14 protein-coding genes are annotated in these 16,610 nt (G+C 41.7%); 8 read left to right on the top strand and 6 right to left on the bottom strand.

Annotation, left to right across the window (positions count from 1 at the left end):
• The first annotated feature begins 2 nt into the window (after positions 1–2).
• Complete coding sequence (locus tag IPJ09_04210; GenBank protein MBK7370637.1) at positions 3–848, top strand: prephenate dehydrogenase; 846 nt, start codon at positions 3–5, stop codon at positions 846–848.
• A gap of 35 nt (positions 849–883) precedes the next feature.
• Entirely contained in the window at positions 884–1,975 is a 1,092-nt protein-coding gene (locus IPJ09_04215; protein MBK7370638.1) for a bifunctional 3-deoxy-7-phosphoheptulonate synthase/chorismate mutase type II, read from the top strand.
• Between the two features lie 117 nt (positions 1,976–2,092).
• On the opposite strand, the gene IPJ09_04220 is transcribed toward IPJ09_04215, so the two are convergent.
• Positions 2,093–2,749 carry an RNA methyltransferase gene (locus IPJ09_04220; protein ID MBK7370639.1) on the bottom strand — a complete coding sequence of 219 codons (657 nt, stop codon included), beginning with the start codon at positions 2,747–2,749 and terminating at the stop codon, positions 2,093–2,095.
• Between IPJ09_04220 and IPJ09_04225 the strand changes: the two genes are divergently transcribed.
• Entirely contained in the window at positions 2,748–5,183 is a 2,436-nt protein-coding gene (locus IPJ09_04225; GenBank protein MBK7370640.1) for a BamA/TamA family outer membrane protein, read from the top strand. The two genes, IPJ09_04220 and IPJ09_04225, sit on opposite strands and share 2 nt — an antisense overlap.
• A 97-nt stretch (positions 5,184–5,280) precedes the next feature.
• Here the strand turns inward: IPJ09_04225 and nth are convergent, their stop codons facing one another.
• From nth to IPJ09_04250, 5 genes are all read right to left on the bottom strand, one after another.
• Entirely contained in the window at positions 5,281–5,913 is a 633-nt protein-coding gene (gene nth, locus IPJ09_04230; GenBank protein MBK7370641.1) for an endonuclease III, read from the bottom strand.
• On the bottom strand, positions 5,910–6,923 hold the full coding sequence (locus IPJ09_04235) for an acyl-CoA reductase (protein MBK7370642.1): 1,014 nt from the start codon (positions 6,921–6,923) through the stop codon (positions 5,910–5,912). The genes nth and IPJ09_04235 overlap by 4 nt, the downstream gene beginning before the upstream one ends.
• A complete protein-coding gene (locus IPJ09_04240; protein ID MBK7370643.1) occupies positions 6,920–7,981 on the bottom strand; it encodes an RluA family pseudouridine synthase in 1,062 nt (353 codons plus the stop codon). The genes IPJ09_04235 and IPJ09_04240 overlap by 4 nt, the downstream gene beginning before the upstream one ends.
• 47 nt (positions 7,982–8,028) lie before the next feature.
• Positions 8,029–8,532 carry a metallophosphoesterase family protein gene (locus IPJ09_04245; GenBank protein ID MBK7370644.1) on the bottom strand — a complete coding sequence of 168 codons (504 nt, stop codon included), beginning with the start codon at positions 8,530–8,532 and terminating at the stop codon, positions 8,029–8,031.
• Positions 8,533–8,622: 90 nt separating this feature from the next.
• Complete coding sequence (locus IPJ09_04250; protein MBK7370645.1) at positions 8,623–10,452, bottom strand: ABC transporter ATP-binding protein; 1,830 nt, start codon at positions 10,450–10,452, stop codon at positions 8,623–8,625.
• A gap of 201 nt (positions 10,453–10,653) precedes the next feature.
• On the opposite strand from IPJ09_04250, the gene ligD reads away from it, so the two are divergent.
• The 5 genes from ligD to IPJ09_04275 all read left to right on the top strand — a co-directional run bounded on the left by ligD (position 10,654) and on the right by IPJ09_04275 (position 16,610).
• Positions 10,654–12,993, top strand: coding sequence for a non-homologous end-joining DNA ligase (gene ligD / locus IPJ09_04255; GenBank protein ID MBK7370646.1), 2,340 nt, complete (start codon positions 10,654–10,656; stop codon positions 12,991–12,993).
• A gap of 63 nt (positions 12,994–13,056) precedes the next feature.
• Entirely contained in the window at positions 13,057–13,905 is an 849-nt protein-coding gene (locus IPJ09_04260; protein ID MBK7370647.1) for a Ku protein, read from the top strand.
• Positions 13,906–14,004: 99 nt separating this feature from the next.
• Positions 14,005–15,354 carry a hypothetical protein gene (locus IPJ09_04265; protein MBK7370648.1) on the top strand — a complete coding sequence of 450 codons (1,350 nt, stop codon included), beginning with the start codon at positions 14,005–14,007 and terminating at the stop codon, positions 15,352–15,354.
• 82 nt (positions 15,355–15,436) lie between these two features.
• Complete coding sequence (locus tag IPJ09_04270) at positions 15,437–16,039, top strand: tetratricopeptide repeat protein (protein ID MBK7370649.1); 603 nt, start codon at positions 15,437–15,439, stop codon at positions 16,037–16,039.
• 178 nt (positions 16,040–16,217) lie between these two features.
• The gene (locus IPJ09_04275) at positions 16,218–16,610 is read left to right on the top strand and encodes a PAS domain-containing protein (protein ID MBK7370650.1); all 393 of its coding nucleotides are present in this window, start codon (positions 16,218–16,220) and stop codon (positions 16,608–16,610) included.

Genomic DNA, 16,610 nt, shown 5'->3' on the forward strand with positions numbered 1-16,610 from the left:
GTATGAAGACGATGACCGTGATCGGAGTAGGACATATAGGCGGCTCTTTTGCATTGGCTTCCAAAAAAACAGGACTCATCGGAACGGTGATTGGTGTAGATCTCAATGCCAGTCACCTCGATCAGGCACTTCAATTAAAAATTATTGATCAGGCTATGCCGATGGCTGAGGCTATAAATGTATCAGATCTGATCGTAGTAGCTGTGCCGGTTAATGTCATTCAGCATTTATTGCCCCAGGTATTGGACCTGGTGACACATCAAACCGTTATTGATGTTGGTTCGACTAAAGAAGCAATCTTAAAAACCATCGAGCATCATCCTAATAGAAAAAACTTCATAGCTACCCACCCGATGGCCGGTACAGAATTTTCAGGTCCCGAAGCAGCCGAAGCTGATTTGTTTTTTGGAAAAACCTGTGTACTTATAGATATTAAAGACAGTGATCCGGCCAAAGTAAGCCAACTGGAGTCTTTACTTACTGCGATAGGTGTCAAACTCGTGTATCTCGATGCCAAGTCACACGATGTACATGTAGCCTATGTATCGCATATATCCCATATCAGTTCTTTTGCCTTGGCACTGACTGTTTTGGCCAAAGAGAAAGACGAAAATGCCATATTTGAATTAGCCAGTGGTGGTTTTAGCTCCACCGTGAGGCTGGCAAAAAGTAATCCTGATATGTGGATCCCCATCTTTGAGCAAAATAAAGACAATGTCCTGGATGTACTCGACGAACACATTAATACCCTCTCCAGATTCAGAAGTCTATTGATCAAAAAGGATTTTAAAACCTTCAGATCCCTAATAGAAGAAGCCAATCAGATCAAAAAAATATTAAAAAATTGAAATAACTATCATCTCATTAATTTTACATTTAAATTATGGAAACAGCAACATTATCCACACGGCCATTCGTAGAATCCGGATTTAAAAGGCCATACCTCATCGCAGGACCTTGCAGTGCTGAGACAGAGGAGCAAGTATTGGCCACAGCGGCTCAAATTCATGCTCAGGGGATCATACCCGACCTATTCAGAGCAGGTATTTGGAAACCACGTACCAGACCTGGAAGTTTTGAAGGCATTGGCCGTCCGGGTCTTTCCTGGCTCAAAAAAGTCAAAGAAGAATATGGCTGGAAGACTGCCACAGAAGTAGCCAATACGCAGCATGTGTTTGATGCCCTCAAAGCAGGAGTCGATGTACTGTGGGTAGGTGCTCGTACCACTGTCAATCCTTTTTCAGTTCAGGAGATTGCTGATGCCCTGGTGGGAGTAGATATCCCTGTCCTGATTAAAAATCCGATCAACCCTGATATGTCCTTATGGATCGGAGCTTTGGAACGCCTGAAAAAAGCAGGAATCACCCGGTTAGGTGTCATCCATCGAGGGTTTTCAGCTTTTGGCAAATCGATCTATCGAAACACTCCGCGCTGGGAGATCCCTATAGAATTGATCAGGCAATATCCTGACCTTTTCATTATCTGTGATGCCAGCCATATCTGTGGCAACAGACCGGGTCTGTGGGAAGTAGCTCAAAAAGCGCTCGACCTCAATTATGATGGGCTGATGATAGAGACCCATTGCAATCCTGATGTTGCCTGGAGTGATGCTGCCCAACAAGTCACTGGCGAAGGCCTCAAAAACATTCTGGGTCGACTAGTAGTGCGCGACGAACAATCTACCGATCCAAAGTTTTTGGACAATATCGAAGATATCCGTCATCAGATAGATGTGGTCGATGCAGAATTGCTCAATATGCTTGGCGAAAGAATGAAACTGGCTGACAAAATTGGTATGTTTAAAAAACTCAATAATATCAGTATTCTTCAATCTGGCCGATGGAATGAAATCATCGAAAAGACCCAGGACCAAGGAAAAAAATTAGGCCTTGGCGAAGAGTTCATCAGCAAAATCCTTAGTGCTATTCACGAAGAGTCGATAGACCATCAGGAGAGAGTGATGAATGAGTCATAGTGGTATTCAGCGACACGCTTTTTAATATCCACTCCACATAATTAGAAGCACGGAAGAATTCATAATAAATTTTCCGTGCTTTTATATTTAATCAAAGTTTTGAAACGACTTTCCCCATCAGCCCCTTAATTGTCGACGCCATTCTGAAAGGACAATTGCCGTCGCATTGGCCGCATTGAGCGATTCTATATTTGTTGAATATGCAGGTATTTTGATACTACTGGTGATCAGGGCTCTGATTGGAGCTGAAATGCCCTGCCCTTCATTGCCAATGACCAGGACACCATGAGCGGGCAGCTTAACCGTATATAATGAGGTGCCACTCAAATCAGCCCCAATGATTGGAATGCCAGGTATCAAGTTTGGCATTGAAAGTTCGCCATACCAGGTATGGACCCGGATAAAGCTTCCCATGGAGGACTGAATGACTTTTGGATGGTAGATATCGGCACATCCTTCACTGATGCCTATTGACTTGACATTAAACCATTCTGCAGTACGGAGGATAGTGCCCATATTGCCTGGGTCTTGTATCTGGTCGAGGTATAGATGAATTCCTGAATGAAGCAAACTGGGATCTGGTGATGGTTTAGCCGAAATATGACCTATGAGTATGATATCCGGGATAGATTCCAGGTTAGAAATCTGCTCAAAATCTTTTGTTCCTATCAGGACTAACTTATCTTTTACCTTTGTAAGTAAATTAATATGTTCGTTTAAAATTTCCTCGGACACATAGATCGTATAGATTTTGTCAAAACCTGCCTTCAACATGTCCAGTACCGTTTTTCTTCCTTCAGCTATAAAAAAATTGTATTTGTTTCGATACTTTTTGTGGCTGAGCGAACGTATTAATTTTGCATTACTTTGGGAAATCATTAAAGGTAAAAATAACTATATCAAACAGATAAACCAATATATACCACTTGCTGCCATCCTCTTGTTTCTCGTACTTTCATCAGGCTGTGCTATCAATAAATTTATACCGGATGATAAAGTCTTATTGATCAATAACCAGGTCAAGCTCAAAAAATCAGAGCTCACCCGGCGCCAGCTTGATCGAGACCGGATTAAATATGTGGTACCCAAACCCAGATATGGTCTAGGTAAAGGGTATTTAAATGTTTATTTTAAACACTCCGATCCGCAGGATACCTCTTGGTGGGATCGATTTGTACTCAAAAAACTTTCCGAAAAACCGATGTGGTATACTCCCGAAGGGGCTGAGCAAACCAAAGAAGATCTGATAAAACATCTCAATGCTTCGGGTTATTACCAAGGGGAAGTAACCTACAAAGTAAAGCAAAATGACAAAAAAGCTAGTGTCGTTTATACAGTAGCTCCTGGTGTACCACTGAGGGTTAGCAGTATTGAATATATTTCAGACAATGCCATCATACAACATATCCTTGATTCTATCCAATCTGAACTCAGTTTGGCCGTAGGTAATGCCCTTGACGAGCAGGTGCTTATCCCCGATCAGGCAAAAATCATTCAGGCCCTTCAAGACGCAGGTTATTACCAAATCAGCAAATCCAGTTTTGACTACTATTATTCCGACTCGACTCATCAATCTATCGACCTTAAATGCACTGTGTCACCTTTAGAAGGACAGAACGATTTTAAACAATACCATATCTCACAGATCAATGTATATTCATATGATCGTCTGACCGATCCAGCCGCCCAATTTGATACGGTGATAAATAATATTCACTATGCTTCTGGCAGCAGAAACCCCATACTGAAGCCTGCTATTTTTGAGAAATACATAGATATCCGGCAAGGAGAATTATTTAATCTCAGCGCATTGCAACGTACCCGCAACACTTTTCAGAATCTCGGTATATATAGAAGTGTCAGCATTATTCCTGAAGTGACTGCCTCAGACAGCCTGGCGATCAATCTATACATGCCGGCTGTCAAAAAAAAATACGTGCAGGTCGATCTGGAGACCAGCTATGTCACTAACAAAACCCAAGTGGGGGGTAACAAGCTCCTGGATCTCAGACTGGCATTGCAATATAGACATAGAAACCTCTTCAAAGGTGGAGAGCAATTTACAGCCTCTGTGATTCCTAATATTGGATTCCAGTTGGTCGAAGGGCAACTGCTGATACCAAGAGGACTCAATACACAGCTGAGCCTGGCTTTGCCTCGTTTTTTGGAAATTGGGTTTGTAAGGATGGCACGACAAGCCAGATTAATCTCAGATAAATTATATTCAGATATAAAAAATGGTTCTCGTACACGCATCAATGTCGCTAATGTCTATGACTTGTTTTTTAATTCATTTGAGGGGATTACTGAACCTTCTGTCCAGCGGGAATCCAAGATTAGTTTTGGTTATGAATTTACCAAAGACAACAGGATATTTTACCGCTTTAATCCTGTAGGCTTTGATTATCTCAATTATGATCTGTCAGCAGGATTTCTTAAGGTAGCCCCTGAATTTCTCAAAAAAAGTTTTGAAGACAGGCTCCTCGCAGGATTGGTGCTCAAAGAGATCACCATGGACATTAATAATCAGTATGCCAATCAAAATTTTTCAAGAGTATTACTCAGTTTTGAGTCCTCCGGCATAGAGACCGGATTGGTCAGTATATTTACTAAAAATCCAGTGTTACCCAAAGTCTCCAGGTTTGGTAGATTGGACATCGATGGCCGATTTACTTGGAGATTGTCTGGCACAGATCAATTTGGCTTTCGTCTTGCCACGGGTATAGCCCTACCCTTTGGATCCTCAGACAACAGTATACCTTTTATCAGGCAGTTTTATGTTGGTGGCCCCAACAGTATCCGGGGCTGGGCTATTCGGGAAATTGGTCCAGGTATCGTCAAAAATGATATCCAAAATAATCGTTTTAGTTTTTACCAAACCGGCAATTTTAAGCTCGAATTCGGTTCTGAGTATAGATTTGATATCTTTTCCGTTTTAAAAGGGGCATTTTTATTTGATGGAGGCAATGTTTGGTTATTGAAAAAAGATCCTTTGCTCGAAGGTGGTGAGCTGTCATCCAAATTTCTTTCTCAAGTGTATCTGAGTTCAGGAGCCGGTATTCGTTTGGATTTTGGTTATTTTTTGATCCGGTTTGATGCTGGTTTAAAATTGCGCACGCCTTACCTTCAGGAAAATGGCACCCACACCCCTACTTTCAGAAAACTCAACGACCTGCAGTTTAATCTTTCTTTGGGCTTGCCTTTCTAATCTTCTAAACAGATTATTAAACTTAACCTTAGGCGACTAAGTACATATATTGATAGGTATTTTTATGGATGTAACTACACTATCGCTATGGTAAAAATCACATCCTATTCTTCAACCCATAAACCGAACAAATCGGACACTTCTCCTGCACATGCCCACGGGCCGGGCAATATTTTCTTCCAAACAAGATGATTTGAAGATGGCACTTGATCCAACGGGATTGCGGAATCAATTTTTTCAAATCTTCTTCAGTACGTTTTACGCTGGAGCCATCACTGAGACCCCATCGGTACGCCAACCGATGGATATGAGTATCTACAGGAAACGCAGGAATATTAAATGCCTGACACATCACGACTGAAGCAGTCTTATGACCCACACCTGGCAGAGTTTCGAGTGCTGCCAAATCAGCGGGCACCTCACCATTGAATTTTTCCAGGAGTATTTTAGAAGTAGCATAAATTGCTTTTGATTTGGCTGGCCCCAGTCCACAGGGCTTGATTATTTTTTCGATTTGGCCCGGGGTAAGTTTAGCCATATCCTTCGGATTGTCAGCCAGAGCAAATAATTGTGGCGTCACCTGGTTTACCCTGAGATCGGTGCACTGCGCAGAGAGCAGCACCGCTATCATCAAGGTGTAGGGATCTTTGTGCTGCAAAGGCACTTCCACTTTGGGAAACAAATCTTCCAGGATATCCAATATCCGAACCGCTTTTTCTTTTCGGGTCATAGCCTTTGAAGAAATTGTAGGGTATCAACCTGATCCGCATAATCCTCCAGGGAAGGGCATTGTGCCTGACCCGGTGACAAAATCGGCACACCAGGCAGGGGCTCATGACACACCATCACCTGGATCTTATCTTTGTTGCTCTCATACCTGGTGATCACTTCTGACAGGTCCTTATAATAGGTATAGTGGATCACAGCCAGTCGGGATACTATCTCCTCACTTTCTACAAACAAAATAGCATCATTGACTAAAAAAGGTACTTTATTCATCATGTAGATCGCCATATTGTAATCGTAATTATTGGAGTATGCTCGATTATCCCTGGCAGCGGCATATTGGTCCCATGATTTACATAGTCTGGTGATGTCATATCCCTCCGGCACCATTAAGGAGGACACATTTCTACACCCAAGACCATAATACTGAAATACATCTTGCCCCAGCATCAGAAGGTCATAGTCAGATTCTCTGCCAGTAATCACTGCCACCCCTACCCTGTTATTCCTAATGATATGAGGATGATGTGCAAAATAATAGTGAAAATAACGGGCAGAATTATCACTGCCAGTAGCGATCAGTGCATCTATATCATTCAACTTTTCGACCAGTTCAAAAAAAGGTCCGGTGCGAACATCTATTTGACTTAGAAGCCCAATCACATAAGGCCAGAGGAGGCTGTCTTTATGAGAAAGCTTGATTTTACTGTAATGTCCGGCCATGAACACGGACAAGACATCATGAAATCCTACCAAAGGCAAGTTGCCAGCCATGATGATACCGATCCTTTTGGGCTGTCCATCTTTTAAATGATAGGGCTGTATCCATGAGGAAAGCAAGTCTTCTGTGAGAAAACCTTCAACTATATTTTGAACGGCGAATAGGACTTGCTCCTGGTCAAACCATATATTTTCATTCTTGACTTTTTGTAACAGATCCAGCTGTAATGGAAGATCTGTGATTAATTTTTGTCCCAGTTGGGCACATGCCCTTATCCGATCAGTTAAATTCATGTTTTTAATAGTTTCTGATGTTCGACATAATGACGCCATTTCTGTACTACCTCCTCCATTTCTGCTGGTAGAGGAGAATCAAATGATAGCGCTTTGCCTGTAGTCGGATGCACAAATCCAAGGGTCCTGGCATGCAGTGCATGTCTTGGGAAACCGGCAAACACATTGTCCACAAATTGTTTATACTTTGAGTAGACGGTGCCTTTTACTATTCTATTGCCCCCATATCTTTCGTCATTAAAAACAGGATGACCCAGTGACTGCATATGTACCCTGATCTGATGCGTACGACCTGTCTCCAACTTACATTTTATCAGCGAGACATAATACATACGCTCCATCAACTCCCAATGAGTCACCGCATGTTTTCCCGCATCCCGTTCAGGAAAGGTTGTATACAACTGACGGTGGCGGGGATGTCTGCCAATAGGTAGGTCTACCGATCCTGCATCGTCTTCTGGCGATCCCCATACCAGGGCTACATATTCTCTCGATGTAGTATGATCATAAAACTGCCGGGCCAAATGCGACAAGGCATATTCATTTTTAGCTATAACCAATAATCCTGAAGTCTCTTTATCTATTCGATGCACCAGACCCAATCTTTCAAAATTCGGACTCGATTTTGTGCTGCTATCGGGGCTAAAATCAAGATAAAATGAAAGTGCATTTAATAAAGTGCCTCGTGGATTGCCTATGGCCGGATGCACGACCATACCTGAAGGTTTGTTGACCACGAGCAAGTCTTCGTCTTCATAGATGATATCCAATGGAATATCTTCGGCGACGATATCATAGTTTTCATGATGAGGCAATATTACTTTGATTGCATTCAGTGGCATGACTTTATAATTGGGCTTGACAGCTTTGCCATCTACGGTGATGGACCCAGCTCTAAGACCATTTTGAATTCTGGTCCTGGACACATTTTTAATTTTTTCAGTAAGAAAACTGTCAATCCGCACCGGCGATTGTTTTTTATCAATAGTGATGATGAGTTCTTCTTGTAAGTCATCATTTTCAAGGGTGGGAGCTTCTTCTGTAGGATCGATAGACATGGATAGCAAAGTTAGACATTGATGGGCATCCAATCATTTATTTATGATTAGCTCAGGCTACCTCTTGGTCCCAATTCGATGATTTCCAGATCTATCAGTTTATGGTCTTTGATTTCAAACCTCGTAGCTGTGCGTACAGCGTGAAATCCTTCGTGCCCACAGGCTCCAGGATTGATGTGCAGGTGGTTGTAGATAGGATCTTTGATGATCTTGAGGATATGCGAATGCCCACAAATAAACAGATCTACCGGGTTGGCCAAAAATTGTTTTTTTACCCTGGCCGCGTACTTGCCCGGATATCCTGCTATATGAGTCATATATACTTTGAAAGCTCCGATATTCCAGTATAGATCCAGTGGAAACTGTCGTTGGATCTCTTGGGAATCTATGTTTCCAAACACTCCTCGCAGCGGCTTGAATGCCTTAAGTTGATCGATAACTTCCTGGGATCCAAAATCTCCCCCATGCCATATCTCGTCCCTGTCTTCAAATAATTCCAATAAGGATGGATCCAAAAAAGAATGGGTATCTGATAGAAGGCCAATTTTCATAGGTATTCATTTTGGGCATAAAGAAATAAAAATATTTTGGTTTAGAATAGTCATAAGAGGATACCTTGTTTTGACTGACACTTGGACGGCTCAAGGTTGGTTTTCACCGTATTCCACCTCATTCAATCGAATCAAGTCTGCATACACACCTCCTTGTGTCTGTAAAGTTTCGTGTGTTCCTTCCTCTACTACTCGACCGTCCTTAAGGACAAATATATGGTCTGAGTTAACGATTGTATACAGTTTATGCGAAATAGTGATCACCGTTCGGTCCATCTTCAGCTTATCGAGCGCCTTGCAGACCTTCATTTCAGATTCTATATCCAGAGATGCAGTTGGTTCGTCCAAAAGTAGTATAGGCGTGTTGCGCAAGATCGCCCTGGCTATTCCTATTCTTCGTCGCTCACCACCTGACAAGGTAATACCTCTTTCGCCAACAAAGGTTTGGTAACCTCGAGGTAAACTTGAAATGAATTCATGCAACTGAGCGATTTTAGACGCTTCTACGATTTCATATTCTGTCGCATCCGGTTTGCCATAAGCTATATTGTCCCGAATAGTACCATAAAAAATCAAGGTCTCCTGCAACACCAGTGAGATGTGACTCCGTAACCCATGCAGGGTGTAATCGGTAATATCCCTGTCATCGATGTTGATTCGACCGGAGGTAGCTTCGTATAATCTTGGGATAAGATGGATCAGAGTGGACTTGCCACTGCCGGTAGGGCCGCAGATGCCGATCTTCTGACCTGGGTGAATATGGAGGTTGATATCCTTTAAAACAGGCTTGTCCTGATTATAAGAAAAATATACGTGATGAAATTCGATATCACCAGTAAGAGTAGCTGGGTTTATAGCATTAGGCTTTTCGGGAATTATCATATCCGCATCCAGGATCTGTTGTATTCGCTCTAAAGCCACTATCGCTTGAGCGATATTTACAGTCATTTTTGCCAGGTCTTTAACAGGATTAAAAAATTTATTGAGATAGGCTAAAAACACGGTCAGGGCACCTATGCTCATTACATCCGAGATGACAAGGGTGGCTCCTCTCCAAAGAACAAAAGCAGTGCACACGGACACGGCTAAGGTGAAGACCGGAGAGATAACTGACTTAAGCTTTCTGGCTTTAAGAGCAGCCTGCAATGTGTCTAAACTAATTTGCTGGAGTTTATTTTCTTCTAATTCTTCCCTTCCGAAAGCATTTACTGCTTTCATCGATTCCAATCCCTCTTGAATGATCGTTAACATCTCTGCCTGATCTGCGCGTACTTCATGAGTCACTGTCTTCACTACACTTTTGAATCGAATGACAAATATCAACAGAAAGGGGGCCACACTCATTGCTATCAATGCAAAATCCCATTTAAGATAAAACATCAATGAGAACATGCCCACAATACTCAGTGCGTCGATCAATATGGTCACCAATGTAGAAGAAATAAAAACCTGGAACGTGTTCACATCTTCCATAATCGTACTTACCAATTTTCCTATCTGGTGGGTGTCGTAAAAAGCCAGGGATAACCGATGCAGATGATGGTATATCTTGCGTCGAAGATCACTGGCAATATTTTGTGCCACCCTCTCTGTAAAATAATTATCCAGGTAGGCAGCCAATCCATCGAGAACGGTCAACATAACCAAGGCTATACCAGACAGGAGAGCGAGTGATAGGGCCGTTGATCCGAGGGATATATTCTGAGCCCATGTCAACCATTCGGGCAAAGCCCGGCCTCCGATGACATTATCGATGATGATCTTTAAAGGCCAGGGGGCTGCTAAACCCATCACCGTTTCTGTCAGCATCGCTGCTACAATCACCAACATCCACAAATAATAAGGTTTTAATAATTGGAGTATAAGCCGGGTCAGCTTATCAAAATCACCTGGTTTGTATCGGCTGGAATGCGAATTCATATTTATGCCCATATTCACCTGAACTTGATACCTCAAGCTGATAGCTGATTTTTTAGGATAAGTATCAGATGATGTAATACTTCATTAACCCTGCATCCGGTCGTTAAGTGCTATTTGAACAGGTGGATTTGCAAAATGAGATTATTTTAGAATGGTTCTATGTAATTTTATCCTTTTGTGAGCTCCCGGGTTTAATATCTAATGGCTAAATCGACATTTCACAACGCACAGATCGGCAAGAGATTGCTAAAACTCAGCAATCTTGAAAAAAGTATTTACAAAAAAGAAGGTATTCTCAAAGCAGAGGTTATTCAATATTATCTGCAAATTGCGCCAACCATTCTAAAATATATCAAAGGACGCCCACTGAGCCTCATCAGATATCCTGATGGTATAGAAGGAGAAGTATTTTATCAAAAAAACAAACCAGACTGGACGCCTGAATGGATAGATAGCGTGCCCTTGGGAAAAGAAGAAACCAAACATTATATCATCGCTGATGAAGAAGCTACACTGGTGTGGATCGCCAACCTGGCTGGATTAGAATTGCACATCGCCAATTGCCGTCGACCCAATTTCACCAAACCGGATGTGCTGGTTTTTGACCTCGATCCGCCCGAAGAAGGATGGTGGGATCAAACCAAGACTATAGCCCTATCCTTAAAAGAGTTTTTGGAACTCCTGGGATATACACCTTTCGTGAAAACGAGTGGCAACAAAGGATTGCATCTATTTGTGCCTATCGATCCCTCCCATGAATATGAAATCGTCATCGAAATTTTAAAAAAAATCGTAGAAGAATTTGTGGCCGCTCATAAAGACACCTGTACACTCAATATCCGCAAAAACCAAAGAACGGAAAAAATATTTATCGATATCCAACGCAATCATGCTTCTCAGACCATCATTGCACCCTATTCCCTTCGAGGCAAACCAACAGCTCCAGTATCCATGCCTTTTGAGTGGAAATCTTTAGCTAAAATAGAAAGTGGTAAACAATTTAATATTCACAATGTCGTAGACCTGGTAAAACAACAAGGTGACGCCTGGGATGGATTTTATAGCAAAGCAACCGAGCTCCATCCTTTTCGCAAGCTGACCCCTAAAAAGACTATTCCAGCCAATCCTGAAGGAATCAAACATAAAAGTCCAGAGCAATTAGCTTCCTACCAGGAGAAAAGAGATTTCGAAGTAAGTCCTGAGCCTAAAGGAGAATTGCCAAATGAGTACAACACGCCTAACGCCTTCGTGATCCATCGACATCATGCATCACGACTTCATTATGATCTTCGCTTGCAAATAGATGGAGTATTGCGATGCTGGGCCGTACCACGTGGAATGCCGGATCAACCAGGTATCAAAAGAATGGCAGTCGAAACCGAACCACATCCCATCCAATACCTACATTTTGAAGGGGTCATACCGAAAGGTGAATATGGCGGAGGCCCCATGTGGATATTTGCCCAGGGTCGTTTTGAAATCACCAAACCCAAAAAAGATGGCTTTTATTTTAGATTGTATAGTGCAGAATTGGAGGGTGAATTCAGAATGCACAATACCAAAGGCAAAGAATGGTTGCTAGAGCGTGTAGATCGTAGCCAATGGGATAGAAAGACACTTATAGAACCAATGCTCGCTACTGCTGCCAGTGAAATACCGGCCTCTTCAGACCAATATCTTTATGAGGTCAAATGGGATGGCATCAGGGTGATTTTGTACATTGACGAAGAAGGAATCAAAATTTTGTCCAGGTCCGGCAGAGACATCACTGCTCAATTTCCAGAGATGGTCAAAGCCAGGGATAATCTCAATGTCACGGTGGCAATCTTAGATGCGGAGATAGTATGTCTTGATGCCAAAGGAATACCTGTGTTTAAAGATGTGATCTCAAGAATGCATGCTGGAAGCTTTGCCATCGATACCGTCAGGAAATCTAAGCCTGCCTTTTGTTACATTTTTGATATTATGTACCTGGATGGCAGGCATTTGCTCAGAGAACCATTGATGAGGCGGCAAGAATGGATAAAAGATATCATCAAGTCCAAAACTGTCTTTAGATCAAGCGATGTTTTTACAGACGGCCCTAAATTGTGGAAGGCGGCAGAACAATTGAAATTAGAAGGCGTGATGGCAAAAAGAAAAGACAGTATTTATACACCCGGCAAGAGAAGTTCTGATTGGCTAAAAATAAAATTCAGAACCACCATGGAATGCCTTATAGTAGGGTATACCTACGGTAAAGGTGATCGTGAAAAACATTTTGGCTCGCTGCAACTTGTATCAAAGGGGGAAGATGGCACTTACACTTATCGAGGGAGGGTTGGGTCCGGATTCGACGAAGCCATGCTCCTGGAGATTAGAAAAAATGTATTAGACCCTATTGTAACCAGCTCCAAACAGGTAGAAATACAAATGGAAGAAGAAAAAAATACTGTTTGGTTAAAGCCAGAGCGCCACTGCGAGATACAATACGCTTCCATTACACCAAATGAGACACTTCGTGAACCTGTGTTTGTGCAGTTCAGGCCAGACCTGGATTAAAATCAGGCCACCTTGGAACGATATTTGTATACTTCCCTCTTTGATCAGCAAAATTTTAAGCTTATGAGATCAGTTTGGAAAGGTCATATCAGGTTTTCATTGGTGACTATACCGATAAGATTATACAATGCAATCGAAACCTCTCAATCAGTGAGCTTCAGGCAGTTGCACAAAAAAGATATGAGCCCAATCGGCTATGATAAGAAATGTAAATCTTGTGGTGAGAGTGTAAAATCAGAAGATATCGTCAAAGGATACGAGTATGCTCCGGATCAATATGTCCTGATGGAGTCTGCAGATCTGGAAAAAATCAGGCTTAAAAGCACAAAAATCATTGATATTGAAGCCTTTGTGGATAAATCTGAAGTCCATCCTGCATTATTTGATACTCCCTATTTTGCAGGTCCTGATGGAGAGGTGGCCACTAAAGCATATGCCCTGCTGAAATCTTGTCTCGACCAGTCTAACAGATTGGCAGTAGGCAGAGTCGTACTAAGGGAAAAAGAAGAAGTGGTACTGATTGCGCCCAGCGGTCCTGGACTGATGATGTATATGCTACGATATCCCAATGAATTGCGAAATATCGAATCTGTCCCTCAGTTGGAAGGAAATGCCCAGATTGACGAAGCTCAGCTAAAATTGGCCAATGTGCTGGTAGAGACCATGTCTAAGTCATTTGGCGACCTGGAGTTGAAAGATCGTTACTTCGAATCGTTGATGGAGATCATTCAGGCCAAGATAGCCGGCAAAGAAATCGTCTCAGTCAAAGAAGAAGAAACCCCAATCGTAGATATCATGACCGCCCTGAAGGAAAGCATCAATCAGGCCAAAGCGGACATCAAACCTATGGTCAAAGCTACCGGTGAACAAGAAGAATCAACCACAGCCGCAAAAAAGAAAAAATCAGCCTAAACGACAGATTTTTAGCAAATTAATTAAAAAAAAATAATTGGCAAACCTGCCTTGAAGTCGTAAATAATCCTAAATTTACGGCACAAAGCAATATAGCCTATGAAGTTTTGTTCTACCCTTTTGCTTGTATTTGTATTTTTTGTTTTTATTTCATGTGAGCATGAAGTTAAACCTGATACTGTATTAGAGCAAGATTTAAAGACTTTAGTGGCCTCTCACAGTCCTACCAACGACCTAAGTTATTTTGTGATGCCAGAGAGTTATGATCTTCATCATTTACCCAACCAGGACAAAAAAAATCCGGTCACAGAATCTAAAGTAGCCCTCGGCCAGCTTTTATTTTTTGAGACTGGTCTTGCATTAGGAGCTAAGCATGACATCTCCTTAAATACTTATTCATGTAGTAGTTGCCATATTCCATCCGTTGGATTTACCGCCGGCAGATTCCAGGGGATTGCTGATGGTGCCATCGGATTTGGTAAATCTGGTGAAGGAAGAAAAAAGATTGATCTTTATGATGGGAATGAAGTTGATGCTCAAGGTGCCAGACCACTCCCTACCATTAATCTTACTTATGTGACCAATGCATTGTGGGCAGGTTCTTTTGGTAGCACCGGTGTCAATATTGGCACGGAATCTGTATGGAAGCAAGATACACTTATTGAAATAAACACAAAGATTTTCGAAGGTCTGGAAGCTAATAATCAAAGAGCACTGATCGTGCATAGACAGGTAGTAGACAAACCTACGATGGACAGACTAGGATACACTCCTTTATTTGACGCAGCCTTTCCAGAATTTCCTGTAGCCAAAAGATATTCCAGAGAAACTGGAGGATTAGCGATAGCAGCGTATTTCAGGACTGTATTGACCAATCAGGCTCCGTTCCAAAAATGGCTCAAAGGCGATGATCTTGCATTGACCACCAATCAAATGAATGGTGCAATGTTGTTTTTTGGTAAAGCCGGCTGTGTCAATTGCCATAAAAGCCCTTCGTTTAATTCAATGGAATTCCAGGCCATTGGTGTAAAAGATTTGTACCAATCTGAGAATACACCATTCGCTACAAATGCCAATGATAAAAGGAATCTAGGCAGAGGTGGTTTTACTTACCGTGATGAAGATATGTTTAAATTTAAAGTACCTCAATTGTATAATCTTAAGGATGTCGGGTTTTATTTCCATGGTGCCAGTAAAAATTCACTTAGAGAAGTAGTCGAATACTTTAATAAAGGCATTCCAGAAAACCCAAATGTAAGCCCAAACAGAATTTCGGAATTAATACGACCACTTGGCTTGACTGAAACCGAGATAGATCAATTGACAGACTTCTTGGCTAATGGTCTTTTTGATTCGAACTTGCAGCGTTATGCTTCGGTACGGATTATGTCAGGAAATTGTTTCCCTAATAATGACCCTTTGTCGAGGTCAGATATGGGCTGTAAATAAATCTTCCATTGTAACTGTTGTTTAAAAAAACGAATTAACTTTTTCGCTAATTTGTTGATTGAAATTTTTATAATTTCACATTGTGGCAAAGATCATTCCTTATCAAAAGCGACGCTTTCAGCCTATAGATTTTATTCGTGCTGATGATCTTATGAGCACTGGGCCTGCTGGACAGCTAAATCTATTTGCCCCCCCTATTCCATCGATCGAAAACAATACCCTGCCCCTATCTGAAAATGTCTTTGATTTCGCTCTCAAGCTTGATCTGCGTAATGACCCTACTGCGGAAGATTATTATCTCCGCTCAATAGAAAACAATGAAAATACGGCTCCCTCCTTGTGCAATCTCGGAGTGATCGCAGCTCATAAACAGAAAATGGTGGAGGCCTTAGATTTTTTTACCAAGGCCTTGATAGAAGATCCAAGACATTTTGAGTCTCATTTTAACCTGGCCAATGCCTACTTTTCACTTGGACAGTTTAGACTCGCTATTTTACATTTCCAATTGGTTATTCAAATTGCTCCTAATTTTGCAGATGTCTATTTTAATCTTGGTCTTGCCTTTTTGGAAATCGAAGACCTCAAAGCTGCCAATATTGCTTTCCAGAATTACAAAGATCTAAAGCCAGACCAACATACTGATCATATCAACCTCCTATTGCAGTCACTTGCTTCCCTCATTTAAGCCTTGAATTAAATGAAGCTCAAAGTAATCTCCTGGAACATCAGGCAATGAGGAGGTACCCGGACAGATGAGATCGCCAAAGCACATTTTACGCCTTCAAATACTAATATTGATCAATTTTAATAAACGCGTTTTAGTAAAAATATCCTAATTTGGAGGTGAGATAAAGCCTATAAAGATGCCTGCCCAAAATGTTGAATTTATATTAGCCCGCCAATTATCAGAATATCTGTCTACCCCCATCGCCTTAGTGGATCACGACGGCAAAATGATTTATTACAATGAATCTGCAGAATTTTTACTGGGAAGAAAATTTAATGAATCCGGTGAAATTGAATCCCGGGACTGGGACGACAGGTTTTACGAAGACGAGCAACATGGCCTGACCATCAAAATACTCGACCTGCCTTTTGTAAAAGTATTAAGTAGCAGGAGTATCATGCAAGGCGAATACTGGATGCGCAATTTTGAAGAAATAGAACAAAAACTCCTTGTTATTTGTATACCTCTGGTCGGGCTCGCTCAAAGGGAGTTAGGGGCCATCATTTATTTTAACCTGATCCAACGATAA

The sequence above is a fragment of the Saprospiraceae bacterium genome (assembly GCA_016709995.1).
Taxonomy (GTDB): domain Bacteria; phylum Bacteroidota; class Bacteroidia; order Chitinophagales; family Saprospiraceae; genus JADJLQ01.